Below are 26985 nucleotides of genomic sequence, written 5' to 3'. Positions count from 1 at the left end.
TGGCTCTTTAACCAATGAAACCTGTTAACTCAACACGTTTATGAGTTTACCCGAATTAAGCCTTAACCGACCTGTCTTTGCGATGGTAATGTCCATCGTCATTGTCTTGTTTGGTGTCATCGGCTTCACCTTTCTTGGCGTCCGCGAATACCCGGCCATTGACCCGCCGGTTATCACCGTTCGAACCAACTATACCGGTGCGAACCCCGACATCATTGAGTCGCAGATTACCGAACCCATCGAGAAATCGCTGAATAGCGTCGAAGGGATTCGGACGATCTCGTCGAACAGTGCCCTGGGAGCCAGCACCATCACGGTTGAGTTCAACCTTGACGCGGATCTGGAGCGGGCTGCCAACGACGTGCGCGATAAAGTAGCGCAGGCCCAGCGCCAACTGCCGCAGGACATCGACGCTCCTCCGGTGGTGACGAAGGCGGATGCCAACTCGGACCCAATTATTTTCATGACCGTTCAGAGTACGACGCGTAACCCGACACAATTGTCTGATTACGCCGAAAACGTGCTTCAGGAGCGGCTGCAAACCATTCCGGGTGTAAGCCAGGCCAACATCTACGGTCTGAAACGCCAGGCGATGCGCCTGTGGATTGATCCGATCAAGCTGTCGGCCTATCGACTGACGACGCAGGACATCCAAAACTCGCTGACGGCCCAGAACGTAGAACTGCCGGGTGGTAAAGTGTACGGCAATAACACGGAATTGACGGTTAAGGCCGTTGGTCGGCTGACTAGCGAAGATGATTTCAACAATTTGATTCTTCGCCAGACTAACGACCAGATCGTCCGCCTGAAGGATATAGGCTACGCTACGTTGGGGGCCGAAAACGAAGAAACCATTTCCAAGCAGAACGGGGCCGTAGGGGTAATCCTGGCCTTGATTCCGCAGCCGGGTGCCAACTACGTCAGCATTGCCGACGAGTTCTATAAACGGTTTGACCAGCTAAAGAAAGACCTTCCTGACGACATTATTGTCAGCATCGGCATCGACCGGAGTACGTTCATTCGCCGGGCGATTGAAGAAGTAGGCGAAACGCTCATTATCTCGTTTATCCTGGTTGTACTCGTCATTTATTTCTTCTTCCGCGACTGGCTGATCGCCTTCCGGCCCCTGATCGACATTCCGGTATCGCTGATTGGCGCGTTCTTTATTATGTACGTTGCCGACTTCAGTATCAACGTATTGACCCTGTTGGGTATCGTTCTGGCAACCGGTCTGGTGGTGGATGACGGTATTGTGGTGACCGAGAACATCTTCAAGAAAATAGAGGATGGTATGGAAACCCGGCAAGCGGCCAGAGAAGGGTCCAACGAGATTTTCTTTGCCGTACTGGCGACGTCCATTACGCTGGCCATCGTGTTCCTGCCGATCATCTTTTTGCAGGGTTTCGTAGGTCGCCTGTTCCGCGAGTTTGGTATTGTCGTAGCGGGTGCCGTTTTGATTTCGGCCTTTGTATCCCTAACGCTCACGCCCGTATTGAGTGTGAAGCTGACGAGCAAGAACCACGGCAAGGACTCCTGGTTTTACAAGAAGACCGAACCGTTTTTCCAGTGGCTCGACCAAAGCTATCGCGATTCGCTGAACAATTTCATGCGCAAGAAGCGGTGGGCCTTTGCGATGATTGCGATCTGTATCGCCTTGATTTTCGGCATCGGGTCAACGCTTAAATCAGAGCTGGCTCCGCTCGAAGACCGTAGCCGTACGCGCGTTTCCATTACATCACCCGAAGGCACCAGTTACGAAGCGCAGGCTAGCCTGACCGATCGGGTCATGCAGTTTGTGCTCGATTCGATTCCAGAAACCAAGCTGGCCTTTAGCGTAGTGGCTCCTGGTTTTTCGGGCGCCGGGGCGGTTAACTCGTCGTTTGTCATGATCAACCTGAACGATCCTTCCCAGCGGAATCGTTCGCAGCAGGAGATTGTAGACTACGTGAATAAAAACCTGAAAAAGTTCAGTGAAGGGCGCATGTTCGCTACGCAGGATCAAACGATTCAGGTAGGTCGGGGCGGTGGCTTACCCGTTCAGTTCGTTATTCAGAACCTGAATTTTGAGAAGCTGCGCGAAAAACTGCCCAAGTTCCTGGAAGAAGTGCAGAAAGATCCGACTTTTCAGAACAGTGACGTTGACTTGAAATTTAATAAGCCAGAGCTGAACATCAGTATCGACCGCGAAAAAGCGACGAGTCTTGGTGTTTCGGTTCAGGACGTTGCCCAAACCCTGCAATTAGCGCTCAGTAACCGTCGGCTGGCTTACTTCCTGATGAATGGGAAACAGTATCAGGTAATTGGTCAGGTTGCCCGTGGAGACCGCGACGAACCCGTCGATCTGGCTTCGTTCTATGTCCGCACGAATCAGGGTGAATTAATTCAGCTAGATAACCTCGTTCGGTTTGCTGAAGTCAGCAGCCCCCCGCAGGTGTACCACTACAACCGGTTTAAGTCGGCAACGGTATCGGCGGGTTTAGCACCCGGCAAAACGGTCGGCGACGGCGTAACGGCCATGCAGGCCATTGCCGCCCGTACACTCGACGATACCTTCCAGACGGCATTGTCGGGGCCTTCGCGCGACTACGCCGAAAGCTCCTCGAATACGTTGTTCGCGTTCGGCCTGGCCTTAATTCTGGTGTATCTGGTTCTGGCTGCGCAGTTCGACTCATTTGTTGATCCGCTCATCATCATGATCACGGTACCGCTGGCGCTGGCGGGTGCGGTATTCTCACTTTGGATGTTTAACCAGACCCTGAATATTTTCAGTCAGATCGGGATCATCATGCTGGTCGGTCTGGTAACCAAAAACGGGATTCTGATTGTCGAATTTGCGAATGAGCAGCGACTGACGGGCAAGAACAAATTCGAAGCCGCGGTTGAATCAGCTGCGTTACGTCTGCGCCCCATTCTGATGACGACGCTTGTGGCCGCTTTCGGTGCATTGCCGTTGGCATTAGCGTTAGGGTCGGCGTCGAAGAGCCGCGTTCCACTCGGTATTGTTATTGTAGGAGGTCTTCTCTTTTCGCTGGTGCTGACCTTGTACGTAGTACCCGTTATTTACACCTACATGACGCGCCGGAAGGACGCCGAAAAACGGCCACTTCCCCAACCGGAAGGACGCGAAACCGGCGACACGACCCGACCCGAGGAAATGGAAGTACGGGTATAAATCTGGAACAGTTTATAAGAAACGAAAGGCGCGAACTGATGTTGGTTCGCGCCTTTCGTTTCTTATAAGCAAATCAAGCCCGATTATTTGCGGTGTTTACGGGCGCTTATAAACTTTCCGTCGGCGTCGAACAACAGGTAGTACGTATCGCCCGTCTGCGTAATCGCCACGGCATACAGCGTAGCACCTTCGCGGGTAGTGGCCTGTTCAGCGCGTACGAATGTGTATCCGGCGTAGTTCGTTGTCAGGTAATCCAGCGTTGCCTGTGGCAGCTTATCCTGCGTAACACTCGTAGCCATTGGCGGCTTGCCCGGTCCACCCGGCCGACCTTTTGGTCGCTCCAGGAGTTTACCCGTTGCATCAAAGTTCAGCCGGATTGCTTTGCTGTTCTGGGTAATCTCCACCTCGTAATACAGCACCACACCTGATGCATCGGCACCTTGTTCAGCCCCTACAAAAGCATAGCCTGCGTATGTCGTGTTCAGATAATCCAGAATAGTCTGCGGGAGCTTGTTCTGCGCAATCGTCGTCTCGTTGGCTTCGCGCGGCCCTGGTCCGCCTTTGTGGCCACGTCCCGGCAGCAGCGTACCGTTCGCGTCGAAGTGAAGATGATAACGGACTCCCCCCTGCTCAATAACAACGGCATAGAATGTAGCACCCGCCCGGTCTGTGCCCTGAACGCCCTGCACGAAGGTATAGCCCGCGTAGGTCGTGTTCAGGTAATTCAACACGGCCTGCGGCAGCTTGTCCTGCGTAATCACGGTACCTTTCCCGAAACCATCCACGGCAGTTGCGCGGGCAGCCGATGCGGTTGTCTGATCGTCTGGTGTTACGTTCGTACCAGCCTGATTACAGCCCGCTGCCAGCGCGGCAACGAGCGCGATAAACATCCATTGTTTTTTCATAAGAAAACGTAGCGAAACGAGACTAAGAGTTAAGAACGTATTGCGGTAAAGCGTGAGCCCTTCAAAGGCTATCGTCCCGGGTCGGCCATTGGTCATCGCCATTTCGCCTGACCGCCTGAATTGTGACAATAGTCGGGGATGACTGGTAAAAATCGAACAGCGCCCGTCCCAGCAGTTCGTGACTAACGGCACTCAGGTGCTCCGGGTCATTCGTCAGAAAATATTCATCGTGGGGCCGCAGCACCAAACTCGAATCGAACACGCTGAATAACTGATCGCCCGCCTTTCGGAGTAACAGCGACCGGCACCGCCTGCGCAACCATCCCTCAACGGGGTCACGATGCGGCAGTGGAGTCAGCAGGAGTACGTGATGCCGGTACGGACGTAACGTTCTCAGCAAAGCTGATACGAAAAGAGACCTTGAGCGGGGCCGGGTCAACGCCCGTATGCCGATGGTTGCCCATTCCCGCAGGCGCTGCATGGCTCGACCTGCCCAATGCCGTTTTGGAGACGTAGCGTTTCGGCCCAGTCGGGGTAAGGGTAGGTGCCGCATTGAAGGCTGCCCCGTCGCATAGTCCAACTGCAACAGGATGAGGTCGTACTGGTTTAGCGACAGTCGATCTAACGTGGCCAGCACCTGCGTCGGCGTTAAGTGCGCGTAGGCCTCAACCGACACCGCCCGTCCGGGGCGGCTCATCTGGCGAATAAAGTGTCCTACATAACTCAGTTGCCCCGACGATAGCCCGTATCCATACGTATGACCATCGCCAATTACCAACACATTCATCAGATAACGAACCGAAAACGAGTGATTGTTTTCTGGTCTTTACGAAGGGCTGCAGTGAAACGTGGCAGGGCGTTCTAAATTTTAATCAACCAAACGAAAGGGTGCAACGTTGTGTAGTCGGAAGGCGTATTGTTTTTTACCATCACGGGTGTTTACGTTAATCCGACCGAACTTTGTTTTTCCGAAAATCGTCCCCGTTCGCCGAAAATGACCTCATTAGTGTCATTCGGGCCTGTCGTGCTAACGATCCGCGAGCACAACGTACGCTATTCAAGCAGTTTTTCGGGTACGCGAAAAGTATTTGTTTGCGCTACACGTCAAACGTTGAAGAAGCCGAAGACGTCCTGAACGAAGGGTTTCTGAAAGCCTTTCAGCATCTGGACAGCTACGACGAATCGCTGCCGTTCAAAGCCTGGCTTCGAACCATCCTGGTGAACACCGCCATCAGCCATTATCGAAAGAATCACCGGCATGAACAGCACAGTTCGCTGGAATCGGGCGAGCAGGTTACGTTTGACGATGACATTGTTGATCAGATTGCGGCCGAGGAGATTCTGGCGTTGGTACAGCAGCTTAGCCCAACGTACCGAACGGTATTTATGATGCACGTCGTGGATGGCTACAGTCTCCACGAGATTGCGGGCTTACTGAGTCATAACGAAGCAACGGTTCGCTCCAACTTCGCCCGTGCCCGCCAGAAATTGCAGCAACTCATCAAACAGGCGTATCCGTTCCACCAGAAACCTCTTCCGTCGACACCCATCCGATACCATGAAAACTGACCGATTTACCGATAGTATCCGGCGAAAACTGGAGAGCATTCGGCCGGAATTTTCCGAGAACGACTGGTTACGTATGCAGGCAACTCTGCAGCAGGCTAGTCCCTCTCAACCCAGTCCGACCGGGAACAGCCCTTCTCCCGTTGCTCCTAGCTGGACGGCCCAGCCCTGGTTAATGGCAGCGGCTACGATCAGCACGGTCGCCCTGATTACGCTCAGTGTGTGGCAACGCCGGGAGATTACGCAGCTTCGCGAAACCATTGCCCAGGCCAACCAGCAGAAGTCAACGGCACCTGCCCCTACCCCAGCAAACGCTAACGACAGACCAATAGAGCGCTCTGAACAGCGGGAGCCATCAACCGATGGACTACGTCCTGAGGCCTTAAACGCAGCGCCGTCTGGAGGGAATCAGTTGGGACAAACCGTTCGTTCGGGTCGCGATACCGTTTACATAACCCGGTACGTTCCCATGCCTACCCAGCAGAAGGCTACCGAGCCAACTTTGCCTGTACAGCGTGAGGCAATCGCCCGTCAGCGCTACGCGACAGCCAAGCCTAAACCGGCCGGAGTCGACAATGAGGTAGCCTATAACACCCCTATTCCTAACCAAAACCTTGACCTGAATGATAAACTTTCTACGCCAAATTCTTTAAGTAGACGTACCCGTAATAACCAATCGACAGCCTCGAACCGGGAAGCGAACCGAATCGAGACAGGCCAGGAGCGTCCTGAAGAGCGCGTTACGTACAACACATCACAATCAACACCGTCTTCTGATACACCAGGCGTAACTGCAACAACTTCTTCAGCAATTTCGTCTGCCAATTCACCGTCCGAAGTCGTTGTGTCTGCTCCAACAGCTCCGGTTGAGTTAGCCGCCAGTCGGCCGCTGGCGCTGCAATCCATTGATTGGAATACGGTACTAAGCAATCGGGCCAGGCGCCTTCGTCCTGCACGCGCATCTGTACCTGCTACGCAACCCACAGTCAGCAAGCCGGTTGAGCAACTGGCGTTCAAGCTCCGCCTGGGCGCTGGCGGAGACGTAACGGCGCACATGTGGAGCGTAGGCGGACTCGCCGAAGTAGCGGTAGGCGACCACTTTACGCTGAGTGCGGGGCTGAGTCGGAGTACCTACCTGATGGGGACGTTCCTCACCGACGAGGATTTTAATGTACGTACGCACCGGGATTTCCGTCGGCAGATTGCACGGGGCATCGACCCGAGAAGCGATATTCTGAACATCGATACGCGAATGATACGTATCCAGATTCCGATCAGCCTGGGCTACCGGATTCCGATTAGTCGCTCGTTTACGTTACTGCCCTCAGTGGGTACGTATTTGAATCTGTCCAACACAGAAAATGTGACGTTTTACTACCGGATGATGCCACTCCGTGGTTATGATACAGCCAATTTCAAGAACCGCTGGCCCGTAGACGTACTCAATAACATAAATCTCGCCACCAGCCTGGAATGGCATGGAGGCCATTGGGCGGCTCAGGCCGGACCGATTGCTACGATGCGGCTACAGCAACCCAACTTTCCGAATTCGCAGCAAGAGAATGGCATTGGTTTACGGGCTCGAGTGTTTTATCAGTTCTAAAATCTGACAAAGGCCAGAAGTGATTCATCTTCTGGCCTTTGTAATTACATTTCTTAACCTGATTCCTACGGGTTATCTTTCTTTGCCGATAGTTCGTTGCCCTGCACAGCCATCGTTAAACCGGTTATGGCTTTTGTGGCCGCGTCCCGCCTAAACGTAATGACGGAGCCGTACGAACTGGTTGACTGATACGTATCTGCCTTTGCCTGCTTCAGCAGTTTGTTCTTCCCGTAGCTATCAGCCTCGCCGTATAAATCGCCTTTCTCGCTGGTTACGGTAAACTTTTGAATCGGGCTACCGCTGGCGAAGGTATACGCGCCGGTGTACGCCTTGGTAGAATCAGTAGCTGCGCCGGTCGTTTGCGCCTTTGTAGTCGTTGCAGCAAACAGAAGACCGATGATCAGAAATAGGTTTCGATACATTTTCATAGTATAAAGGACTTAGGTTCAATCGGTTTACAAGGTAAGCGAAAATTTGGCATAGGGAACCAGTCCTTTATAAAACACTTCGCTAACGGCTTCCATACCAAATCGCCGGTAGAAGTCGGCCGCATCGAGCCGGGCATCACACCAAAGCTGGGTTGCTCCTGCCTGTTGTGCTTCCGCAATCACCCGAGTTAACAGCATCGTGCCGATGCCCTGTCGCTGACAATCCGGACGGGTAGCAAATTTCCGAAAACGCGCCGTCTGACCATCGACGAAGAGCGAGATCACTGCCACTAAATCTTCGTGCTGGAACGCGCCGAAATGCTGGCCTTCGGCATCATTGTCAACTTTAACGTACTCCAGCGGCTTATCGGGCCACAGCACCGCATGGCGTAGCGGATAGGTTTGTTCGGGCGAAATAGATTGAATCGTAATCATGTCGGCACGCTTGATTCGGCAAACGGCAAAACTAAGGGTTTCTAAAATTAGACAATCCGTTGTTAAGCATTGCGACCAAGCTACTTACGCTTCATTGCTGTAGTTGTAACTACAGCAAAAGGAGTTTACGCTACGTCTGTTTTTGACATACTGCGGAACTTTGTGCCTATAAAAAAAGCAGTGCGCACACCGTATTGACCAGCTCGCCAGGTAACATTGGCCAGGTTCAGAATAGACATGCCGTAACGCTTATCAGCAGTATGCGCTTAATCAGCTCTCTCTAATTAAACGACCGTCGGAAAGCCAGGGGCGATAGATGCGTTTTCGTTTTAAAGAGTTTACTAAACGATTGTGAGTGTTCAAAACCCAACGTATAAGCGACTTCACTGACTGATAAATTAGTCGTAGATAAGATCTCTTTCGCTTTGTCGATGAGTTTACCATGAACGTACTGCTGCGCATTCTGACCGATGAGCGACCGCAGCATGTCACTCAAATAACTCGGCGATAGGTTGACCTGCTCGGCCAGATAATGAACCGTCGGTACCCCCTGGTTCACCGATCGCTGGTCGGCAAAATAAGCCTCTACGACCTCTTCCAGCTTCTGTAACAGATCACTATTAACGGCTTTGCGGGTAATGAACTGCCGTTTGTAATACCGATTGGCGTAGTTGAGCAGCAACTCAATCTGGGCTATAAGTACATTCTGGCTGGAGTCGTCAATCCGGCTGTTCAGTTCGTGCTCGATCATCGTAAAGATATCGAGGATGGTTCGCTTCTCGTCCTCCGACAGATGCAGGGCTTCATGGGTGGCATACGAGAAAAAGCCATACTGTTTAATGGATCGGGCCAGTGGATAGCCTAAGAAGAAGTCGGGATGAATCAGTAACGTATACGCCGAACACGCAGTGGCTTCATTGTCGTGGTTGCCGATAAGTTGACCCGGCGCAGCGAACAGCAGACCGCCTTCATCAAAATCATAGTAATGCTGGCCGTACTTTAATTTACCGCTCAGTTTTGGTTTATACGATATTTTGTAGAAGCCCAGCACATGGTAAGGAGGAAGTCTGAGCTCTTCTACCTGCGAATGAGGGCCATTGATCAGACTAACCAACGGATGCCGGGGTTGAGGCAAACCAAAGGCCCGGTGTGCCTCCGTGAGTGATTCAATTTTATAGGGACTGTTCTCTTCTTTTTTCATGATGTAGTCCGAAATGGCTACCCGATAACCGGTTGGCTATCGAGTAGCATTAATATGTTGGTAAGCAATTTTTGGGGGTTCCGGGTTCCTGAGCTGGATTACCCCTGAGCCGAGTTGGAAACGGCTTCCCAGGCTTCCCAGGTGGCCAGTCGCTCCGTAAAGGCGGCACGTACCGCTGGTAAATTATGGCTACCCAGAAAGAAGCGTAACGGGGGATTTTGGGCATCGACCAGTTGAAAAAGTGCACCTGGAGTTGCAGCCGGATCACCGCGCTCCAGCGCTCTTAAACCCTGGAAAAAATTGTCTTTGTAATCAGCGTAGATGTCCATGCCTTCGGCGAATTTCAGGGATTCCTGACTGCCGAATTCAGTGGCGTAAGCTCCCGGTTCAATAAGGGTTACGTTGATACCAAAGGGTTTAACCTCGGCAGCCAGACTTTCGTGAATGGCTTCGAACGCCCATTTCGACGAACAGTAATAACCAATCACAGGCATGGTAACCTGGCCTAGGTTGCTGGATACGCCAACAATGTGACCACCTCCCTGCTGTCGGAGCAACGGCAGAGCTGCCTGAATGACGGCAACCGGGCCTAACACATTCGTTTCATAAAGGGCGCGAATGTCCGTCGCGCTGGCTTCTTCAATAGTGCCAACCAGTGAATATCCGGCGTTGTTGAGCACAATATCGAGCCGGCCGAAATGAGCGTGGGCTTGTTTGACAACGGTCGCAACCTGCTCAGGATTGGTCACGTCAAGCTCCAGGGTTAGTACGTTTTCGCCGAATTTTTCATTCAACTCGGCCAGGCTGGACAGCTTGCGGGCCGTAGCAACCACCTTGTCACCCCGCTCAAGAGCGGCCTGGGCCCAGATTCGTCCAAAGCCCCGGGAAGCCCCCGTAATAAACCATACTTTAGAAGCTGTTCCAGCTGCCTGCGCCTGGCTGGGAGCTGCCGTTTCGTTTTGCTGTATCATAAAACTACATTGATTAATGATGCAACAAAGGTCATCGGGCGTGAGCTGTCATTTGTAGGCTAATCGGGGAGATTTGTAGTCGAAACGGGTACTCAAAAACTAGGGAACTGTTTTCTCATATAACCTAATTCTGGTAGACTACCTCTCAGGAGATTGATAGCCTCAGGCACGCTACACAAAAGCCGTTGCAGATTTTATATCTGCAACGGCTTTTGTATAAGAACGCACACATTAGGGAATTACCAGCGGACTATACCTGGGGACGATCCCAGAACGCAGGCGGTTCAACGCCCAGACTGCGTAGGTAGACATACGCCTGACCCCGGTGATGAATCTCATTATCGATCAGGTAGAAAAGAAACCAGTAGATCGGGCCTTCATACAGACCAAAAGCCTTGTCGACCTCCTGGAACCGAGCGGGTGGAATCTGCGGCCAATAGGTGTTGATCTTCTCGGTCACCCGATCCCACTGCGCCAGCACCTGCTCTTTTGCCGTCGCTTTGGGTGGTGCCTCCGCACCATCGTCAAATGAAGGCCACTCGCCCGATATAACACCCTGCATACTCTGGTCAGCCATCTGCATGATTTCATCGATTAGTGCCGAACAAGGCCGCATGCCGCCGAGGGAATACGTAAAGAAGTGCTCGTCGGGATAGACTTCAATCAACCGTCGGGTGAGTCCCCGGTGTCCCTGCCAATGGGCAAGAAGTTGCTCGGGAGAGATGACGATCTGATCCGTCATTTGGCTACGTTGCGCTGTGTTTTCCATGATCTGCTAGTGGTTGAAGTTGTCAATCAATTGACAATACAAAGAAAAGCCGGGAGAGTGACAGCAGTATGTCAGTAGTGAACCCAGCCGACTGTACTTAATCAAGCTTAGCAGCACGGTTTATGATACGAGTAGGTCGAAGCGATCCACGACTGCGAACGCAGTCGCAATTAAGATGACCTTCCTTTTTGTCATCCCACGAACAAAATCCTCCGCATTGCAAATTTTCAGCGGACGTAGCGGCCCCATGCCCTGATTATTAAGAAGGAAAACATACTCTTCTCAAAATGAAGCCGGTTTCTGCTGTCTAGCAAGAGCGTAATCTCCGGCTCAGCGATTGTGTGCTTGCTTTGAGCAGTCATTTTCAAAAAAGTGATGGTTTCTTTTCGTTGGTGATGGTGCGTTTCATAGGTATCAAAGGAGTAGCCGATCAGTTCATAAATTCGTTGAAGGGCTAACTATCTGAACGCCTAAGCAGCCCCCAGCCAGGTGAGAATGGCTGGCCCCCAGTAGTAGCGGGTAAAATAATAAGTACCTACGCCCAGGAAAATCGTTGCGAGTAGTAACAGTCCGGAGGTTAATAGCTTTAGGGTCGCCGAAGCCCGGTATGTCCCGGATCGGCTAAGGGCTTCGACAACCAGCAGATTAGGAAAATAAAAGAAAAAGGCCATCACCTGATCAAAAGGGCCATTAAAGGTGCGGGTATGCCCCAGCCCGTCGGTGAGCATCAGCCAAAAGCCATAGTCCATGCGGTAGAGCCAGGAGCCGATGGCCAGCGCGTAAAGTCGAAGAGCCCAAATACGGTGCCGCTCAACCTGTCGCTTAACGGCGTACCGATAGGTTTCCAGAGCCGCCCAGCCCATCAGAAAGCCGTACAGGGCAAACCCAATGTTCATCACAGGCCCGCCAATGGTGCCTTTGAGAGCAATAAATACGAGTCCCCCTATAGCAGCTAGCAGGCAAGCTCCTACATACACCCGACCTATCCAGCGGTGTAGGACCGGGAAACGAATCCGAACCGAGTCAAGTAGTTGGATACTGCCTAAAATAAGGATGATGCCCCCGGCGGCAAAATGAAGGCCAATGCCAGTGGTAGCCGTTGTTGTTCCAGACTCATACAAACGAGGGAGTACGCCATTCCAGCGCTGCATGTCTCCTTGATACAAGGCTGCAGCATAAAAGGCTAGTATGTAGAGACCGAATAAAAAAGCGCTGGTCCATACCGTAGTGACCAGAATGCGGCTTGACCAACGCAGAACGTCTCCACTCAGCTTGGAGAGGAATAACCGGGGGGTGGGCTGTGGAAGATCATTACTACTGATCATGTCCGTTGTTAAGTTGATTAGTTAGCAGAGGAGGGTAAAGAGGACTTCTTTTGCAAAATAAAGATAGTGATCGGAACTCAAAACGGCAGTTTACCTAGGTCTACATTTCCCCCCGTCAGGATGATCCCGACTTTTTGCCCGGCAAATTGATCGGGTTGCTTCAGTACGGCGGCTAATGGGACAGCACACGACGGTTCAATCACAATTTTCATCCGCTCCCAGACCAGTCGCATAGCCGCTATGATCTCTTCATCCGATACAGTAATGATATCCGATACGTGTTCCCGAATGATCCCCAGCGTTCGTTCGCTGAGCGTCGTCATCAGCCCATCGGCAATCGTTTTAATGTAGGGGGCTTTCTCCACCCGACCGCTCCGAAAGGAACGTACCGTATCGGCAGCGCCCTCGGGCTCCCCGGCAACAACGCGCGTTGTTGGGGATAAATAATGTGTAACCAAAGCCGTACCACTGAGCAGACCGCCCCCACCAACCGGAGCCAGTATTACGTCGAACGGGTTCTGACCAAAATCCTCGATGAGTTCCTTAGCGGCCGTCGCCTGACCAGCTATTACGCGATCATCATCGAAGGGATGCACGAGCACGGCTCCAGTACGTTTTATTACGTCCTGTACCCCGGCTTCGCGCGCTTCGAGCGTTGGCTCGCACTCGATCACCTCGGCCCCGTAGCCCAGTACAGCCTCTTTTTTCACCTGCGGAGCCGTGCGAGGCATAACAATGTACGCCGGTAAACCCACCTGACGAGCGGCAAACGCTACTGCCTGCGCGTGATTACCCGACGAGTGTGTGGTTATAGCCTGTCCTTCCTTATTCTGGGCGACCTGTAGCACGGCATTCAACCCACCCCGCGCTTTAAAGGCCCCTACTTTCTGGAAGTTTTCGCACTTGAAATAAACGTCAGCTCCGGCTAGCCGGTTGATCGTTTGATTGGTCAGAACGGCTGTGCGGTGAATATGAGGTCGAATCCGTTCGTGGGCATCGCGAATCGTGTCGAGAGAAATCATGGATGAGTATATTGTTTGTAGTTTGAGGTTTGAAGTTTGTAGTTTCGCAGCTGACTTCAACTCGTGGGCCGCTCTGGCGGACCATTACAAACATCAGATAATAAATCATAAACCCCAAGCCTATTTTCGTTATGACTACCAACCGTCGTACGTTTATCAAACAGGCCACCGGAGCCCTAGCCGGAATGACTCTCTTACCAAGTGCGTTTGCTGACATTTCGAAAAAGAAAATGTTTTTTGATATTTCCCTGGCAGAATGGTCGCTGCATAAATCGCTGTTCGCTAAAAAAATCACGAACCTCGATTTTCCGGCCATTGCGAAAAAGGAATTCGACATCAGCATTGTTGAGTACGTAAACCAGTTCTTTAAAGACAAAGCCCAGGATAAAACCTACCTCAACGACTTGTTAACCCGCTGCAAAGACAATGGCGTGACCAATCACCTGATCATGATCGATGGCGAAGGCGGCATGGCGGAACTGGATGCAGCCAAACGCAACCAGGCGGTTGAGAACCACAAAAAATGGGTGGAGTGCGCGAAGTACCTAGGTTGCAAAACGATCCGGGTGAACGCCTACGGTCAGGGTTCGGCCGAAGACGTGCAGAAAGCGGCTGTCGAAGGACTAGGGAAATTAGGTGAGTTTGCTAAGCCGATGAACATCAACATTATCGTTGAAAACCACGGCGGTACCTCATCGAACGGACAATGGCTATCGGGCGTAATGAAGCAGGTAAACATGAAAAACGTCGGTACATTACCCGATTTCGGCAACTTCTGCATCAAGCGCAGTTCAACTGGCTGCGACGAGCAATATGACCGGTACCAGGGTACGAAGGAGCTTATGCCCTTTGCGAAAGGAGTATCAGCCAAAACGTACGATTTTGATGAAAACGGCAACTGCATCGAAACGGACTACAACCGTATCCTGAAAATTGTAAAAGAAAGCGGTTTCAAAGGCATTGCCGGCATCGAATACGAAGGCAGTAAACTTGATGAATACGAAGGTATCCGCAAAACCAAAGCGCTGCTCGAACGCGTAGGCGCAATTGTTTAATCGTCATTGGCAGTCATGCAGAGTTATTTTGCTTTCATAACGAATGCCCCTGCATGACGATCAATCACTATAATGACCAGTAGATGACCACTGAATATCAACTCAACGTCAGTTTCGTTGGCAACGAAGCCGTCCTGGGCGAGGGCGACTCGTTTTACAGCTATGCTCCCGCTCGCAATGAGCAATTGACCGATTCGTTCACCAACGTATCGGTTGAACAGGCGAATCAGGCCGTTGAAAAAGCAGCGGCTGCTTTTTCGCCTTACGCAAAACTTCATCCTGGCCAGCGCGCTGATTTTCTGGACGCTGTTGCGGCCGAAATTGAGGCACTGGGCGATCAGCTGATTGAACGGGCTGTGCTGGAGAGTGGCCTTCCTACAGGCCGTATTTCGGGTGAACGGGGCCGCACAACGGGGCAGCTCCGGTTATTTGCGAACCTGCTGCGCGAAGGCTCCTGGGTGGATGCCCGCATTAACCCGGCCCTACCCGATCGTCAGCCGATGCCCCGTCCGGATCTGCGCCAGATGCGCGTACCACTTGGGCCGGTTGTGGTGTTCGGTGCCAGCAACTTTCCGCTGGCGTTCTCCGTGGCTGGTGGCGACACGGCTTCGGCCTTAGCTGCCGGTTGTCCGGTCCTCTTTAAAGCGCATCCTTCGCATCCCGGTACGTCGTCGTTAGTTGGTCAGGCCATCACAACGGCGGCCCAGAAAACGGGGATGCCCGATGGCGTGTTCTCGTTGCTTCACGCCGACAATGAGGTTGCCCAAAGTTTAGTAGCTCATCCGGCAGTTAAAGCCGTAGGGTTCACGGGCTCCCGTCGGGGTGGACTGGCCTTGTTGAAAATTGCCCAGGAACGCGAAGAACCGATCCCGGTTTATGCGGAGATGAGCGCTGTAAACCCGGTGGTCATCATGCCGGGGGCTATTCAGGAGAATTGTAATAAAGTAGCCGAAGGCCTAGCCGCATCAGTAACGCTCGGCGTTGGCCAGTTCTGTACGAACCCCGGTCTGGTGTTTCTGTTGGATTCGGCTCAAACTAACGACTTTCTCGACACGGTTGCGGCCAAGATTCAGGCGACAGCACCTGCCACTATGCTAAACTCGGGCATCCATCAGGCGTACACCAAAGCGGTTCAGCACATTCGGGTATTGCCCGGTGTGCACGTACTGGCCGAAGGCGAGGTTGAAGCCGAAACCGACCGCACCGAAGGACGAGCCACTGTGTTGACCACTACGGCCCCGCTGTTTCTGAGCAATACCGAATTAAGTCAGGAGATCTTCGGGCCCAGCTCACTGGTCGTGCTTTGCCAAACCGAAAACGAATTAGCCGAATGCCTGGAGTCGCTGGAAGGCCAGTTGACGGCAACGCTCTACGCCACCGAAGCCGAACTCCAACAATCGGAGTTCGATTGGGTAGAACTGCTACAAACGAAAGCCGGGCGCGTCTTATTCGGCGGTTTCCCGACCGGCGTTGAAGTCTGCGAAGCCATGACCCACGGAGGACCGTTCCCGGCTACCACCGACAGCCGCACCACATCGGTTGGTACAGGTGCCATCCTTCGCTTTGTGCGGCCCGTTACGTATCAGAGCTTCCCAGATTCGCTGTTACCGCTGGCGCTGCAAAATGCCAACCCGCTGGGCATCTGGCGTAACGTGGACGGAAAGACGACAAAAGAATCCATCTAACAGCGTAGTGAATAAAGAAAAAGGGACGAACTCAGGCAGTCGTCCCTTTTTCTTTATTTAAGAGTACCCATTCCTCCATCAACCCCAATCACCTGACCGGTAATCCAACTCGCCTGATCGGACAGGAGGTAAGCCGCCATGCTGGCAATATCGGCGGGTGTACCGTAGCGATTAAGTGGATGTCGTTTATTGCCCGCTTCTCGCTTAGCGTCGTCAGCTAAGAGAAACTGGGCTAAAGGCGTATCGGTTAGTGAAGGCGCAACCGCATTTACGCGCACGTTATAAGGAGCAAATTCAGCCGCTAGCGACTTAGCCAGGCCCTCAACAGCTGATTTGGCGACGGATACCGAAGAATGCAGGCCCATGCCTAATTTGGCCGCTACGGTGCTGAACAGGACAATGCTGCCTGCCTTCGACTTTTTGATGGCCGGGTAAGCTGCGTGAATAGCCGCTACGGCACCAAGCACGTTGATTTCCAGATCAAGGCGGTAGTCCTCAATTGTGAGCCGCTGAAATGGCTTGAGATTAATGGTGCCAGGACAATACACCAATCCATGAAGAGTATCGGGAAGTTGATTGAGTGCGTCGGCAGCGGGCGTCTGGGCGACATCCCAAACCATGTGGGTCGACTGAATGCCCTCGGGTTGCCGACGACCGGCGGTGAAGAGCGTAGCGCCCTGCGTTTGAAGCTGCTGAGCCAGGGCATGACCGATGCCCGAGCTGGCACCAATAATGAGAATGTTTTTATCCTGCATGATCAGTTAGGTTGTTTATCAGTTTGTTTAAGTTTTCATTAACAAACTGATAAACAACCTAACCGCCGAATAACTTAGATTGTTACGTTCGATTGGGCAATGTAGCGCAGCAGTTCCTGCCGGGTTGCTTCCTGTTCGAACTTGCCGCCATAGGCCGACGTAATGGTTGAACTGTTTACATCGTGTACACCCCGCGTCGATACGCACAAGTGTTTCGCGTCGATGATAACGGCCACGTCTTCGGTTTCAAGTACTTTCTTAAGCTCGTCGGCAATCTGTACTGTCAGGCGCTCCTGCACCTGGGGCCGCTTACTGAAATACTCGACGATACGGTTCAGCTTCGATAGGCCGATCACTTTCCCGCTGGAGATATACGCTACGTGTGCTTTCCCGATAATCGGCACAAAATGGTGCTCGCAGTACGTCTGCACGGTAATGTCTTTTTCGACCAGCATTTCGTTGTACCGAAACTTGTTGTCAAATAGCGTGGCCGCTGGCTTGTTAGCGGGGTTCAGCCCACTGAAAATTTCTTTTACGTACATTTTCGCCACGCGCCGGGGAGAACCTTTCAGGCTATCATCGGTCAAATCAAGGCCAAGTACGCCCATAATTTCCCGAAAATGTTCTTCAATCAGGTCAATTTTCAGGTCATCGTCGAGATCGAAAGCGTCGGGCCGCATCGGCGTATCGATCGAAGAAGCACCGTGCGCATCGCCCATCTCGTCAATTAGTTCGTCGGCAGCGTGACCGTTTAAGGCATGACCGTTGATGTGGCTTCCGTTAAGCGGGGTATTCGACGAAGTTCCGTTCAGTTTCATACAATCTGATTTTAAGGTCTAAGCCCTCGCTTAGCTGGTTGCGTAAAATGTTGTAAATAACGATGGCAATGTTTTCGGCTGAAGGGTTCAGATCAGCGAACTCCTCCGTATCCAGGTTGAGATTTTTGTGGTCGAAACGCTCCGTTACGTGGTCTTTGATCAGATCGCCGAGGTATTTCATATCGATAACGTAACCCGTTTCTGGATCAATAGGGCCAGTCACCTGTACGATCAACTCGTAATTATGCCCATGATAATTCGGGTTATTGCATTTGCCGTAAACACGCGTGTTTTTTTCGTCCGACCAGTTCGGATTGTTAAGACGATGAGCCGCGTTGAAGTGCTCTTTGCGAAACACAGTAACCCGTGGGGCTTCTGCCCGGGAACTATTCATATAAGATAGAATCGAAATAGGGTTCGATCAACCTGTCGTTACAAAGTTTGTGTACAACACAGGCAGACGGCAGAGCGTGTAGCCAGGACGCTCATTAGTGTGCAAATACTCTATCCCTAACCGGAAGTGCTTTACTTTTGTTCAAGATTTATCGAACAAAATTAAACAAAACGTCTTCGGTTCGTTTACATAACATCTGCTTTGAACTGAATGTTCCTGATACCGCCATTCTGGTAGGAACCTCATTTAAACCGGGTCCGTTGTGGCACCATGAACCGTTTACGAACCACCATGATCGCCACTCTTAGTATACTAGCCCTGCTGACAGCCGCCGTTTTTCTGTTTATACGCCAGCCCCCCTTTGGCAGTGATCCAACAGCCAGTCGGCTGGAACGTATTCAACACTCGCCCAACTACCGGGATGGAACCTTTCAGAACCTGGCTCCCACGGCCGTTATGCGGGAAGATGCTTCGTACCGTACCATGCTCGTCGATTACTTTAATAAGTCGAAAGACAACAGTCCGAACAAGCCGCTTCCCTCCATTCAGACCGATTTGAAAGCAATCGCTGACGATAAGCCCACGATCGTGTGGTTCGGCCATTCATCGTATCTAATCAAATCGAAAGGGATTACCGTTCTGGTCGATCCCGTATTTAGCGGGAACGCATCGCCGGTGTCGTTCTTTGGCAAGTCGTTTCCGGGTTCGGACGTATACAGCGCGGATGACATGCCTGACATTGATCTGCTGGTTATCTCCCACGACCACTACGACCACCTCGATTACAAGACGGTTGCTCAGCTCATGCCCAGAGTTAAGAAAGTGTACACGGCATTAGGCGTGGGAGCTCATCTGGAACGCTGGGGGTTTCCGGCCGATAAGATTGTGGAGTTTGACTGGTGGGAACAGCATAAAGTAGCCGACGATATTGAGTTGACCGCTACGCCAGCCCGGCATTTTTCGGGGCGGAGCCTGACACGCGGAAAAACGCTCTGGACCTCGTTTGTACTAGGCCTGCACGGCTATACGCTTTTCCTGGGTGGGGACTCTGGCTACGGCGATCATTTTAAAGAGATTGGCAAGAAATACGGCCCCTTCGATCTGGCCATTCTGGAATGCGGTCAATATGGCAAAGACTGGCCCAACATCCATATGTTTCCGGCCGAAGTCGCGACAGCCGCTCAGGATCTACGCGCCAAAACGCTGCTCCCCGTTCACTGGGCTAAATTCGCCCTGGCGTATCATGCCTGGAACGAACCCATTCAGCTACTCACGCAGGCAGCCGAACGGCAAGGGCTGGACGTAACAACGCCCCAGATCGGCGAGCCCGTGGTAATTGGCGCTGTGTATCCTAAAAAAAGGTGGTGGTTAACTGAATAAAGTTGTTTCTTTAACCGGTTAATATTCCGTTTTCATGAGCACCACCCGACGCCAATTCATTCGTACAGCCGCCCTCACGGGTGCCAGCGCTTCTGTTTTTCCGTCCATCATAACCGCGGCCGATCGCGTACGATCGAAGCCCGCCGATCCAAAAGTCAGGTTAGGCTTCATTGGGGTTGGCTCACGGGGGCGCAGCCATGTGGAGCAGGCCCTGTACCGCGATGATGTGGTAGTTCCGGCCATCTGCGATATTGACCCCGACAGCATTGCCCGAACCAACGAACTCTTCAAAAAGAAAGGGCTCCCCGTACCCGAAGCGTACACCAAAGGCGACGAAGCCTTTTTACAGATGCTCAAGCGGGATGATTTGGATGGGGTTGTGATCGCCACGCCCTGGGAATGGCATACCCCAATGGCCGTAGCAACCATGAAAGCAGGCAAATATGCGGGCGTAGAAGTTTCGGCAACCGTTACGTTAAAAGAGTCGTGGGATCTGGTCAATACGTTCGAAAAGACAGGCAGCCCCTGCATGATTCTGGAAAACGTCTGCTACCGACGCGACGTGCTGGCGGTCCTGAATATGATCCGGCAAGGCTTATTCGGCGAAATGACCTATGCTCACTGCGGCTATCAGCACGATCTACGCGATATTAAGTTTAACGATGGTAAGCATTACGCCGGTGGAGGAGCCGAATTTGGCGCGAAAGGATACGCCGAAGCCCGCTGGCGCACCCAGCACTCGGTCGAACGTAACGGCGACTTATACCCTACCCACGGTCTTGGTCCGGTAGCACACTGGCTCGACATTAACCGGGGCAACCGCTTTGTGCACCTGACCAGCACAGCGACCAAAAGCCGTGGCCTGCACAAATACGTAGTGGATAAAGGAGGACCTAACCACCCCAACGCGAAGGTCAACTTCAAACTCGGCGACGTAGTGACCACGGTGATTCAGTGCGCCAATGGCGAGAATATTGTCATCATCCACGACACAAACTCGCCCCGCCCCTATTCGCTTGGCTTCCGGGCTCAGGGAACGCAGGGCATCTGGATGGACGACAACGACATGATCTATCTGGAAGGCGTTACGCCCAAAGCGCACACCTGGGAACCGTTTGCCGCCTATCAGGACAAATACGACCATCCACTCTGGAAACGCCACGCCCAGACGGCCGAAAAAGCGGGGCATGGCGGCATCGACTTTTTTGTCATGCGCGCGTTCATTGAATCGGTGAAAACCAAAACACCACCCCCGATTGACGTGTACGACGCAGCCGTCTGGAGTGCCATTAGTCCGCTGTCGGAAGAAAGCATTGCTGGCAATAGCAAATCCGTCGAAATTCCAGACTTTACCCGGGGCAAGTGGAAGACCAACAAGCCCATTTTTGCTCTGGCTGACACGTTTTGATGAATTATGTAGAATGAACGATGGATAATAAAAGCAGAAAAGCGTAGTTTGGCGATTCGATTACCATAACTACTCTCAGACCCAGTATTCATCGTTCATTTTTTCTTCCTGTATGACCCCAACTGCGACCCAGACCCCACCCAAAAACTACACGGGCCCACTACTAATTATTGGTGCTCTTTTCTTTGTTTTTGGCTTTGTTACGTGGGTAAACAGCGTCCTGATCGCCTTTTTCAAGCAGGCGTTTAATCTTAGCACAGTCGGATCAAACCTGGTGGCTTTTGCCTTCTTCATCTCGTATACGCTAATGGCCATTCCGTCGTCGGCGGTGCTAAAGCGCACGGGTTTCAAAAATGGCATGTCGTTAGGCTTGCTGGTCATGGCCGTAGGAACGATGATCTTCGTTCCAGCGGCTAATGCGGTGTCGTATCCCTTGTTTCTGGTGGGTCTGTTCCTAATCGGAATCGGCTTAACGGTCCTCCAAACGGCTTCGAATCCATACGCTACTATTCTGGGTCCACGCGAGAGTGCTGCCCAACGTATTAGCTTCCTAGGTATTGCCAACAAACTGGCGGGGATTATTAGCCAGCGCATCTTTGGTGGGCTGTTGCTAACGGGAACGAGCGTGGCGATCGGGGCCGAAAGCTTGCAGAAAGTGGTTAGCCCCTACATGATTCTGACGGGCGTTTTAGTAGTTCTGGCCGGGCTCATCCGCTTTTCAAACCTTCCTGAAGTATCGGAAGAGCAGGCTGATGACAACGTTGAGGTGGTCTCGAATTATACCAGTATCTGGCAGTTTCCAAACCTGGTACTGGGCGTACTTGCCCTTTTCTGTTACGTAGGTGCCGAAGTTATTTCGGGCGATACCATCATCAACTACGGTAAAGCCATTGGGTTTGGCAACGACGAAGCAAAGCACTTCACCGAATACACCCTCTACGGGCTGCTGGCGGGTTATGTACTGAGCATCATCGCCATTCCCCGCTTCATTTCCCAACAGAACGCCCTGCGCTACGGGATGATCCTTGCGTTGGCGTTAACAATCGGTACGTTAGTAACGGACGGATTCGCGTCTGTACTGTGCATTGCCTTATTGGGTTTTGCGATTGCTCCAACCTGGGGTGCTATCTGGCCGCTGGCGCTGAACCGCTTAGGCAAATTCACTAAATTGGGATCGGCCCTACTCATCATGGCCATTGCCGGAGGAGCCGTACTGCCTTTACTACACGGCTATCTGACGGATACCGTAAGCCCTAAAGCTGCTTACGCCATGCTGCTGCCACTCTTTAGCTTTATTCTCTATTACGCGACAATAGGCTACAAAAAGACGAAGTGGTAAGGCAGGTTGACGAATGAGGCTCATGTATCTGGCGGACCATCTCCTGATATATGAGCCTGATTTTAAAACCAGAAGGCAATGACAAGACTTGAAGCCTGCCCCATTTGTGGAGGCCATAAAGAAGCGGGTTACACGACGTTTAGCGCCGATTTAGGTGAAGGTTTAGTGGTTGTACGCCACGTCCCAGCTACGATCTGCAACCAGTGCGGAGAAGAGTGGATTGACAATACGATTGCTCAGCAATTTGAAAAAATTGTTGAGGAAGCCCGCCAGAAAAAACATCAGGTAGAAGTTTTATCGTTTTAACATTGCTTATTAACGCTTCCACTCCCGGCCGGATCTGTCTGTTTGGTGAACATCAGGATTATCTGGGGTTACCCGTCATTGCAGCCGCCATTTCCCGTCGTATTGAGATTCAGGCCGAACAGACCGACCGGACCGGCTTCCGACTAAATCTACCCGACATACGTAGTTCGGTCGACATCCCCTTCGACGGTACGCCACTAAGCTATCCGCAGGATCGGGATTATTTCCGGTCGGCCGTTAACGTGCTGCTGCGGGAAGGGTTTACGTTCTCGAAGGGTATTCAGGGCGACGTACACGGCAACATTCCGATTAACTCAGGTACGTCAAGTTCCTCGGCCTTGCTGGTGACCTGGCTCAACGTACTGACGCAACTGGCCGACGAACCGCGTCAGCTCTCGCTGGAACGACTGGCCGAACTTGCCTATGTGGCGGAAGTGCTTGAATTTGGCGAGCCGGGGGGCATGATGGATCATTATGCTACGGCTGTTGGCCAGGTTATCTATCTGGAGTCGAAGCCTGCCATTAACCTCCTTAAACTGACTCCACAATTAGGTTCGTTTGTGCTGGGCGACTCACTGGAGCCTAAAGACACGATTGGTATTCTGAAACGGGTGAAGTTTGGTATGCTGGCTATTATTGCCCGGCTTAACAGTGTTAACCCCTCGTTTTCCTTGACCGAATCAGAAGGCACCGAAGTCACTGAGTTCAAGGACATTTTGACAAAAGACGAATACATCCTGCTGAAAGGCAACCTGGCCAACCGGGATATTCTCCGGGAAGCGTTGTCGGTTATGCAGGCACCCGTGCTGGATCACGTTCGGTTTGGCCAGCTCTTAATCGACCACCAAGCCAACTTACGGGATGCCCAGCGGATTTCAACGCCTAAGATCGACCGGATGCTCGACGCAGCGATGAAGGCGGGCGCACTGGGTGGAAAAATCAACGGATCGGGCGGGGGCGGCTGCATGTTTGCGTATGCACCTTCGCATCCTGAAGCCGTTGCCGAGGCCATCGAACGAGAAGGCGGAAAAGCCTACGTAATCGCCGTCGACACCGGCAGTGTTAGCACCCAGACTACGTAACGTTAGCCGCTCGCTGGGCCGGAAACCAGGACGTAGCGAACGTAATGCCGACCACTAAAACGCCAGTTAAAACGATATCAGCCAGGTCCAGGCGCACCGGATACGCATCGATGATCGAACTGGTCGTGCCGATTCCAACAAACCCGTACTGCTCCTGAGCTAAACAAATAGCAACACCCAGGACTAATCCGGTAAATGCACCGGTCAGGCCAATGATTGCCCCTTCGGTCAGGAAGATGCGACGTACCAGACTGGCAGTGGCTCCCATCGCGAAAAGAACTTTTATATCTTCTTTCTTTTCGACAACCAGCATCGACAGCGAAAAGAAAATATTGATGGAAGCCGCCAGAATGATAAACGATAAGGTTACGGCAACCAATAATTTTTCAATCCGAATCGTTCGGTAGAGCTCGGTGTTGAGGTCATCCCGGCTTTGCACCAGCAACTGCTCCCCTACTACGTTTTGCAGCGCTGTCCTGGCTTTAGTTTCGTCGGTACCGGGTCGTAGTTGAATTTCCAGGCTTGTCACCTCGTCGGGCTGGTAACCGAACAGGGAGCGGGCTACGTTAATAGGCGTTAAAACAAAGTTGTCGTACTTCGCTTCCGGAATAAAAAACACGCCTGAAACCGTCAGTCGCTCACGGCTTAGCGCTTCCGGGTTGAGTACGCTGAGCGATTGGCCCCGTTGTGGGTACAACAGTTCGAGGGGCGTCAGAATATCGATAGTTGAAATGCTCAGATCGTTCCGTACTCCTTCGGCTACAACCGCATAATTTATGTCGTGCTGACGTAACAGCAGCTTACCTTCCAGCAACGCCGAATCAAGCTGCTGGCGTTGCAGATAGCTCTCGTCTACCCCTTTTACCTGCACGACGGTCTGCCCGTCGGCGTAATGAGCTAGCGCGTTATCCTGAGCCACGGTGGTTAACAACTCAACGCCCGGTGTCTGGCGCAGGCGGTTGAGAAGTGCCGCATTAGCCATAAACCGCTTGCCCTGCTTTGGCGACACGGTCATGTCGGCCTCGAAGGTTTTGAAGATCTGCCGGTTTAGCTCGCGCATGCCATTAAACACCGATAGCACGACGATCAGGGCCATGGTGCCAACGCCGACACCGAGCATCGACATAATAGACAGTAAGCTGATAAAGCTTCGTTTCTTCTTCGAGAAAAAGTACCGGCGGGCAATCCAGGCGGGGAGGTTCATTTTCTAATGAGTGAAAGAATGAAAGAGTGAAAGAGTGAAATCGGACCGCACGGCGGACCGTCGCCGAAGCGGAGTGATCCAGCCATCTTTCGCTCTTTCGCCCTTTCGCTCATTCATTTTCGTCTTCGTCTTCCGGAGCGGGCGGAATTTCTAAACCGGCGAAGAGTTTATCCATTTTGTCGGCGTATTCGGCCGTATCGTCCATAAAGAAACTAAGCTCAGGCACAATTCGAAGCTGGTGACGAACGCGCTCGCCCAGAAGCTGACGAATGGTCTTTCCTTTTTCCTGAATGCTTTCCAACAGCATCTCTTTATTCTTCGTCGCCAGAAAGCTCAAGTAGACACGGGCGACACTTAAATCCGGCGAAACCCGCACACTGGTAACGGTTATAAACGCGCCGTTGAAGAGGTGTGGCACTTCCCGCTGAAAAATTTCGCTTAAATCTTTCTGCAATTGCCGGGCTACTTTCTGCTGTCGTTTCGATTCCATAATACTATAGCTAGGTAGTATGCTGAACGGTTGAGCGGTTGAATAGTTTACGGTCACCGGAGCGACCGAACGGCGGATTCTTCATCAACCCATCAACTGCTTCCCTCGCTACCTTTTTGCAAATATCCGCAGGTTTTTCCGTTCTGCCGAAATTGACTGTAATTTCGCAGGGTAGTACGTTACGGCGCAGCCGGACGGGTGGCTGATCCGGCCGTTTCAGCGCCAGCCTACGTACTGACTAACTGACTGATTACCGCTTTGTTAAGTTTCTTTCGCTCTTACTTTCCGTATCAATACGTTAGCCTGTTAGGACTGCTCTTCTTAATTCGGCTGCCGCTGTTGCTGCATCCGTTTCCGCTGCTTGTTCCCGAATTGAACTGGATGCTGGTGGGTGAGCAATTAAATCAGGGCGATTTATTATACCGCGATCTTTGGGATAGCATCAGCCCACTTTCGGCCGTGGTGTACTGGGGCATCGACGCGTTGTTCGGTCGTTCGTCCATCGCGCTGCACGGAGCCGCCACGCTGGTATCTGTTCTCCAGATTGTGTATTTCAACTACGTAACGAACAACCGCGATGTGTATCCCGATCGTTCATTTTGGCCGGGGCTGATCTACATGCTTTTCCTGCATCTTTCGTTCGACTGCCTGACCTTATCTCCAGTGTTAATGTCGACGAGTTTTCTGCTGCTGGCATTCGGTACGCTGATCCGGCAAATGGAGCGACGGGGTGCTACCGACGAAGTGTTTGAAGTGGGTTTTTACATTGGCATTGCCGCCCTGTTCTACCTGCCTTCGGCCTTGTTTATACTTTGGGCTACGTTGTCGCTCCTGTTCTTCACGGGTGCTACGTTCCGGCAACACTCGCTGTCGCTGTTTGGCTTTCTGTTTCCGGTTGCAGCCACCGTCTTTTTTTATTACCTCAGCGATAGTCTGGACGATTTTAACCGGAATCTGCTCTCGTCGGTATTTCGCGTACGGCAGTACTCTTTGTCTGACTTCCAGTCATTATTCGCTTCGTTGCTGATTCCCATCGGCCTCGGTATTCTGGGTTTTCTGAGTTTGTTCAATGCCACAAGTCGGTACGTAAATTTTCAGCAGCGGGTTCAGCAAATCATGATGATCTGGTTCGTTATTGCGTTCCTGAGCATTGGTCTGATGCCATTCCTGGCCCCGATGTCGTTTTTGAGTTTCGTGCCACCCATGGCCTATTTCGCTGTGTATTACTTCGAAAATATCCGGAAAGCCTGGATGCGGGAAGTAAGTTTCACGATTGCCTTCGGGCTGATGCTACTTTTGTTTTACCAGGGAGCGCTCGGGCTTATTCCAGGAGCCGAACTGGGTCGCCTGAGTAGCTTACAGGTACGCCCTTCTCCCCTGCCCGCCAACATCCAGAATCAACATGTGCTCATCATTGGTGAAGACATCAGTGCCTATCGCAACAACCAGCCCGCTACGCCCTATTTGAACTGGGATCTGGCCAAGTATGATTTAAAAAATTTAGACAACTACGAAGCGGTCATCAACGTATTTGACCATTTCCGGCAGGACCCGCCCGACTACATTATCGACCACGAAGACGTAGTACAAAAACTGTTTCAGCGGGCACCCGCGCTGGCGGCTCAGTACGAAAAAATGCCGACGGCGGGAGTATACAAGCGAAAGTGATCGA

At 52.1% G+C, this 26985-nt stretch carries 25 protein-coding genes; 11 read left to right on the top strand and 14 right to left on the bottom strand.

The genetic code is table 11. The annotated features are described in order from the left end of the window. Nucleotides 1-40 precede the first annotated feature (40 nt). Nucleotides 41-3172, top strand: a complete 3132-nt coding sequence (locus ACYVIY_RS05975; protein ID WP_460975385.1) for an efflux RND transporter permease subunit — start codon at nt 41-43, stop codon at nt 3170-3172. An 83-nt stretch (nt 3173-3255) separates the two neighbouring features. On the opposite strand, the gene ACYVIY_RS05970 is transcribed toward ACYVIY_RS05975, so the two are convergent. After that, nucleotides 3256-4077: a PepSY-like domain-containing protein gene (locus ACYVIY_RS05970; protein WP_460975384.1), complete on the bottom strand. Its 822-nt coding sequence runs from the start codon at nt 4075-4077 to the stop codon at nt 3256-3258. 61 nt (nt 4078-4138) lie between these two features. Then, the gene (locus tag ACYVIY_RS05965) at nt 4139-4864 is read right to left on the bottom strand and encodes an SGNH/GDSL hydrolase family protein (RefSeq protein WP_460975383.1); all 726 of its coding nucleotides are present in this window, start codon (nt 4862-4864) and stop codon (nt 4139-4141) included. Between the two features lie 173 nt (nt 4865-5037). On the opposite strand from ACYVIY_RS05965, the gene ACYVIY_RS05960 reads away from it, so the two are divergent. After that, on the top strand, nt 5038-5646 hold the full coding sequence (locus ACYVIY_RS05960; protein WP_460975382.1) for an RNA polymerase sigma factor: 609 nt from the start codon (nt 5038-5040) through the stop codon (nt 5644-5646). Continuing rightward, entirely contained in the window at nt 5636-7246 is a 1611-nt protein-coding gene (locus tag ACYVIY_RS05955; RefSeq protein WP_460975381.1) for a hypothetical protein, read from the top strand. The genes ACYVIY_RS05960 and ACYVIY_RS05955 overlap by 11 nt, the downstream gene beginning before the upstream one ends. Before the next feature lie 65 nt (nt 7247-7311). On the opposite strand, the gene ACYVIY_RS05950 is transcribed toward ACYVIY_RS05955, so the two are convergent. The 7 genes from ACYVIY_RS05950 to ACYVIY_RS05920 form a co-directional block, all read right to left on the bottom strand. Next, entirely contained in the window at nt 7312-7674 is a 363-nt protein-coding gene (locus tag ACYVIY_RS05950; protein ID WP_460975380.1) for a DUF3471 domain-containing protein, read from the bottom strand. A gap of 27 nt (nt 7675-7701) precedes the next feature. Next, nucleotides 7702-8109, bottom strand: coding sequence for a GNAT family N-acetyltransferase (locus ACYVIY_RS05945; protein WP_460975379.1), 408 nt, complete (start codon nt 8107-8109; stop codon nt 7702-7704). 280 nt (nt 8110-8389) lie between these two features. After that, nucleotides 8390-9310 carry a helix-turn-helix domain-containing protein gene (locus tag ACYVIY_RS05940; protein ID WP_460975378.1) on the bottom strand — a complete coding sequence of 307 codons (921 nt, stop codon included), beginning with the start codon at nt 9308-9310 and terminating at the stop codon, nt 8390-8392. A 98-nt stretch (nt 9311-9408) separates the two neighbouring features. Next, nucleotides 9409-10281, bottom strand: coding sequence for an SDR family NAD(P)-dependent oxidoreductase (locus tag ACYVIY_RS05935; RefSeq protein WP_460975377.1), 873 nt, complete (start codon nt 10279-10281; stop codon nt 9409-9411). Nucleotides 10282-10531: 250 nt separating this feature from the next. Continuing rightward, entirely contained in the window at nt 10532-11050 is a 519-nt protein-coding gene (locus tag ACYVIY_RS05930; RefSeq protein ID WP_460975376.1) for a DinB family protein, read from the bottom strand. 470 nt (nt 11051-11520) lie between these two features. Continuing rightward, complete coding sequence (locus ACYVIY_RS05925) at nt 11521-12375, bottom strand: DUF2306 domain-containing protein (protein ID WP_460975375.1); 855 nt, start codon at nt 12373-12375, stop codon at nt 11521-11523. 77 nt (nt 12376-12452) lie between these two features. Further along, a complete protein-coding gene (locus tag ACYVIY_RS05920; protein ID WP_460975374.1) occupies nt 12453-13397 on the bottom strand; it encodes a threonine ammonia-lyase in 945 nt (314 codons plus the stop codon). A gap of 131 nt (nt 13398-13528) precedes the next feature. Here ACYVIY_RS05920 and ACYVIY_RS05915 point away from each other — a divergent pair, with 131 nt between their 5' ends. Together ACYVIY_RS05915 and ACYVIY_RS05910 are read left to right on the top strand one after the other, a co-directional pair. Beyond that, nucleotides 13529-14452 carry a sugar phosphate isomerase/epimerase family protein gene (locus ACYVIY_RS05915; protein ID WP_460975373.1) on the top strand — a complete coding sequence of 308 codons (924 nt, stop codon included), beginning with the start codon at nt 13529-13531 and terminating at the stop codon, nt 14450-14452. An 83-nt stretch (nt 14453-14535) separates the two neighbouring features. Then, nucleotides 14536-16137 (top strand): aldehyde dehydrogenase (NADP(+)), encoded by a 1602-nt coding sequence (locus tag ACYVIY_RS05910; RefSeq protein WP_460975372.1) that lies wholly within the window; start codon nt 14536-14538, stop codon nt 16135-16137. Nucleotides 16138-16190: 53 nt separating this feature from the next. On the opposite strand, the gene ACYVIY_RS05905 is transcribed toward ACYVIY_RS05910, so the two are convergent. From ACYVIY_RS05905 to ACYVIY_RS05895, 3 genes are all read right to left on the bottom strand, one after another. Then, on the bottom strand, nt 16191-16892 hold the full coding sequence (locus ACYVIY_RS05905; protein ID WP_460975371.1) for an SDR family NAD(P)-dependent oxidoreductase: 702 nt from the start codon (nt 16890-16892) through the stop codon (nt 16191-16193). Between the two features lie 74 nt (nt 16893-16966). Then, the gene (folE, locus tag ACYVIY_RS05900; protein ID WP_460975370.1) at nt 16967-17710 is read right to left on the bottom strand and encodes a GTP cyclohydrolase I FolE; all 744 of its coding nucleotides are present in this window, start codon (nt 17708-17710) and stop codon (nt 16967-16969) included. Beyond that, complete coding sequence (locus tag ACYVIY_RS05895; protein WP_460975369.1) at nt 17673-18104, bottom strand: 6-pyruvoyl trahydropterin synthase family protein; 432 nt, start codon at nt 18102-18104, stop codon at nt 17673-17675. Before ACYVIY_RS05895 ends, folE begins: the two co-directional genes overlap by 38 nt. 291 nt (nt 18105-18395) lie before the next feature. Here ACYVIY_RS05895 and ACYVIY_RS05890 point away from each other — a divergent pair, with 291 nt between their 5' ends. The 5 genes from ACYVIY_RS05890 (at nt 18396) to ACYVIY_RS05870 (ending at nt 23619) form a co-directional block, all read left to right on the top strand. Then, complete coding sequence (locus ACYVIY_RS05890) at nt 18396-19484, top strand: MBL fold metallo-hydrolase (protein ID WP_460975368.1); 1089 nt, start codon at nt 18396-18398, stop codon at nt 19482-19484. Between the two features lie 34 nt (nt 19485-19518). Then, entirely contained in the window at nt 19519-20892 is a 1374-nt protein-coding gene (locus ACYVIY_RS05885) for a Gfo/Idh/MocA family protein (RefSeq protein ID WP_460975367.1), read from the top strand. 112 nt (nt 20893-21004) lie between these two features. Continuing rightward, nucleotides 21005-22231 carry a sugar MFS transporter gene (locus tag ACYVIY_RS05880; protein WP_460975366.1) on the top strand — a complete coding sequence of 409 codons (1227 nt, stop codon included), beginning with the start codon at nt 21005-21007 and terminating at the stop codon, nt 22229-22231. Nucleotides 22232-22309: 78 nt separating this feature from the next. After that, nucleotides 22310-22537: a type II toxin-antitoxin system MqsA family antitoxin gene (locus ACYVIY_RS05875; RefSeq protein ID WP_460975365.1), complete on the top strand. Its 228-nt coding sequence runs from the start codon at nt 22310-22312 to the stop codon at nt 22535-22537. Nucleotides 22538-22539: 2 nt separating this feature from the next. Next, complete coding sequence (locus ACYVIY_RS05870; RefSeq protein WP_460975364.1) at nt 22540-23619, top strand: mevalonate kinase family protein; 1080 nt, start codon at nt 22540-22542, stop codon at nt 23617-23619. Here the strand turns inward: ACYVIY_RS05870 and ACYVIY_RS05865 are convergent. Beyond that, on the bottom strand, nt 23612-24823 hold the full coding sequence (locus tag ACYVIY_RS05865; RefSeq protein ID WP_460975363.1) for an ABC transporter permease: 1212 nt from the start codon (nt 24821-24823) through the stop codon (nt 23612-23614). The two genes, ACYVIY_RS05870 and ACYVIY_RS05865, sit on opposite strands and share 8 nt — an antisense overlap. 109 nt (nt 24824-24932) lie before the next feature. Further along, nucleotides 24933-25313, bottom strand: coding sequence for a 30S ribosome-binding factor RbfA (gene rbfA, locus ACYVIY_RS05860; RefSeq protein WP_460975362.1), 381 nt, complete (start codon nt 25311-25313; stop codon nt 24933-24935). Between the two features lie 258 nt (nt 25314-25571). Between rbfA and ACYVIY_RS05855 the strand changes: the two genes are divergently transcribed. Continuing rightward, entirely contained in the window at nt 25572-26981 is a 1410-nt protein-coding gene (locus ACYVIY_RS05855; RefSeq protein WP_460975361.1) for an LTA synthase family protein, read from the top strand. Nucleotides 26982-26985 lie beyond the last annotated feature (4 nt).

It is taken from the genome of Spirosoma knui (assembly GCF_054780635.1).
The sequence above is the reverse complement of the archived record's forward strand: the minus strand, read 5'-3'. Positions and strand labels throughout refer to the sequence as shown.